Below are 3,053 nucleotides of genomic sequence, written 5' to 3'. Positions count from 1 at the left end.
CATGATCAACCAAGGGTTGGGTCATGATGATCGCAGAAATCACCCCCAGTGGCAGAGCCAAGGAGTAGGCAAACAGCAATCCCAGTCCACAGACAGCTAAAGAAATGAGGAAGCGATTCCCTAACTTGTTGTACCGGTGCTCTTTTTTCACATGAAAATCCCAGATCTCCCTCGGTGACCAGTCCATAGACCCACTCTCCCCAGCGTTCGTAAACAGCACCGTCAAGTCCGTGCAACTTACGTTCTGCTTTAATATCTGCATCTGTAATGACTATTCCTTGGGTGTTCTTATAGGCAATCATGCGAGTAGCACAGTCGCCAGTAACCACCTCCATCAGGGCAAAAATGACAATCGAAACTAAGAGAAGGGTAAAGAGTGCGAGTAGAAATCTTTCGAACAGAAACTGGCCAACTAACGAACGCAACGCCTGCCGGAAGAGAACCAGTCCAAGAAAAAAGAGTGACCAGAAAAGCCAGGTCTCTGCTAGAAAACTCATGCTGACTTAATGGCCAAAGAGAAAAGATATTTGGAGGATGGTCTGCACTCCTCAGAATGCAGACCGCATAAGTTCAGGTGAGAGTTAGTTTAAGCTCCATAGAGGTGGAAGATATGGAAATGTCCGGTAGTAAGAGAAAGAAGCAGTCAGAAATACTTTGAAATTACTAAAATTATTACTGAAATATATTGGAGATACGGCTTTTACAGTGCCAATGAAAAAGAGGTCATCAACAACACGCTGAACAATCTGGCGACCCAATTCATTTGATCGGTCTGTGCCCGCTTCAACAGTCGTAAACTCTCGGGCGAGCTTCTGCATCTCGTAGACGGTTTGAGGAGGTTTCACACCTTCCTTGCCATCAGTATTTAGGTATTGATCCCACAGCATTGCATTGCGAACAAAGTAATCATTATCAGGCGTTACCAATAACTCTGTGTTACCTAAGAAGAATGCTAAAGGTTCCCCCTTTGTCCAAACGTGCACATCCAGTTCGTTAGCTGATTGAGAGGCACGGTACTCGTCGGAGGTGACCTCTTTGATGGTGGTCGTTACACCAACATTAGACCAATTTTGGGCGATAATCTCTACCACGTCAACCGCGACGTCTTGGGTTGCAAACTGGATGTTCAATCGTAACTCTTGACCGTTTGGTAAGTTACGATCTCCGTCACCATCTTGATCCTTTACGTTTGCAGCATCTAAAAGTTTACCAGCCTCAACTGGATCAAATTTGATATAAGCATTCCGATGCTTATCTGAAACGAATGAAGCTGTGTCAGCATCAAAGGCAGTGTACTGAAGGGGGGTTCCCAAACCAAAATAAGCAATCTCGTTGATCTGGTCACGGTTGGTAGCGTTGCTCATGGCTCTTCGGAAGTTGAGATCATTAAAGACCGCACGTTTTGCCTCATCTTGAGTAGTTAAATTGAAAGCAAAAACTGCCATTCCAACTGTGGGGCGAAGCTCAACCGAATAATTTCCTTTCTCTGCATTTTGAAGCAGAACTGGAGCCGATGGAAGATTTACAGACTGAAGTTTATAGGTTACTTCTCCAGCAACCATTTTTGCTGTTTGAACGTCTTCGTTTCCAATGTAGACTTCATTGATTTCGTTAATGTAAGGGAGTTGATTTCCTTGTGAATCAACCATGAAGAAGTATGGATTGGCAACAAGCCGTCGCCCATCAAGTGTATCTTCTACAACGATGAATGATTCAAGAGTTGGAGCCAAAGCTGTGAAGCCAGCTTCAACCAATTTGTTGGTTTTCGCTGCATCCTTCAGCAAAGGCTGAGGGACGTCTTTCCAATCGGATTGGCCATAGTAAAAATTGATTACTTCATAGCCATCCTTGAAACCCAATGACTGAGCCAGCTGGTTTGCGTCCTTGTTCATGGATGGATGGAACTTACCCAATAAGTGAGCTGGTTGGAATGGCTGAGCAAAGTCCGTTGCGAATTGGGCGTTCAAACCTGGCTTTGGTGCGTTGAGGGTAAAGCGAACTTTGGAAGCGCTGATTGCCTCCACTTTCATTGGCTTGCCATCTGAAAGGAAACGGTCTGCAGGAGATTCAATGATATTTTTATCCATCACAACTCCATTGTACCAGAATGCTACATCCTCAGCAGTGAATGGCTGACCATCAGACCATGTGTGACCCTCGCGGAGAGTGAAGGTCACTTCTGTAAAATCAGCATTCCAGTCCCAACTTTTCGCAACATTTGGAACGATTGTAGCGAGGTCATCAGAAAAGCGAACCAAATTCACATGTCACACAGAAAGTAGGTCAGAAGTTCCCGCTTCTGTAGCTTTTGAGATTCCATTAAAAACGCCCCCATGTTTACCAATTTTTTGGTATGGCGCAATCACAAGCGGTTCGCTGGGAAGCCTCTGATTAATGCTAGGCAATCCTGGATTACCAGCAATTTGCTTATTCAGTGTAGCTGCATCAGGATTTCCTGAAAAATTAAGCTTACAGTTGTGCGCAGTTTCAAATTCCTGCAAATCATACTGATTTGGATACTTACCTATGGCTGCATCAGCTAAAACAGTCGGACAATTGGCAGAAGCGGTGGTTGCACAAGCCGCAACAGCCAGTCCAAGAAGGATGAATTTCTTCATTGGGGGACCTCTCGGATGGACTGCTTCTGCTAACTCCAAAAGAGGCTCTGAAGAAAAGTCCTGGTTTGGTTCAAGAAGGGTTGCTTGTTGCTCTTTGGAGTGAATCAGAAATATGTGTTGATCCCCAGGATGCAATCCAAAAGATTTCTCTTTGGCTAGAGGACTGTGGTGTCAATTTCAAAAATTCAATGACAGTGAAAGCTGTTGAATCTGGTCATTTGATTGCGAATGGAGAACGGTGGTACGCCAAACAGATCATCATCTGTTCATGATCAGATCTACAAACACTCTTTCCTAACGAATTTCACAATAGTGGGTTGGTAAATTGCCAACTACAAATGTTTCGCACGAATGCACAGCCTTGTAGTTGGCTATTAGGCCTTATGTTGGCCTCAGGATTGTCTCCACTGCATTATCCAGCTTTTACCGAGTTAC

2 protein-coding genes and 1 pseudogene are annotated in these 3,053 nt (G+C 44.5%); 1 reads left to right on the top strand and 2 read right to left on the bottom strand.

All coding sequences use genetic code 11. The features are described from left to right. Positions 1-5: 5 nt before the first annotated feature. Together P8O70_11450 and P8O70_11445 are read right to left on the bottom strand one after the other, a co-directional pair. Positions 6-497, bottom strand: a complete 492-nt coding sequence (locus P8O70_11450) for a hypothetical protein (protein MDG2197485.1) — start codon at positions 495-497, stop codon at positions 6-8. An 84-nt stretch (positions 498-581) separates the two neighbouring features. Then, positions 582-2,618 (bottom strand): annotated as a pseudogene (locus tag P8O70_11445) (ABC transporter substrate-binding protein). Here P8O70_11445 and P8O70_11440 point away from each other — a divergent pair. After that, the gene (locus P8O70_11440) at positions 2,618-2,890 is read left to right on the top strand and encodes a hypothetical protein (GenBank protein MDG2197484.1); all 273 of its coding nucleotides are present in this window, start codon (positions 2,618-2,620) and stop codon (positions 2,888-2,890) included. The pseudogene P8O70_11445 and the gene P8O70_11440 sit on opposite strands and share 1 nt — an antisense overlap. The last annotated feature ends 163 nt before the right edge of the window (positions 2,891-3,053 follow it).

The sequence above is a fragment of the SAR324 cluster bacterium genome (genome assembly GCA_029245725.1).
Taxonomy (GTDB): Bacteria; SAR324; SAR324; order SAR324; family NAC60-12; genus JCVI-SCAAA005.
This window is presented reverse-complemented; position numbering and strand designations above follow the sequence as displayed.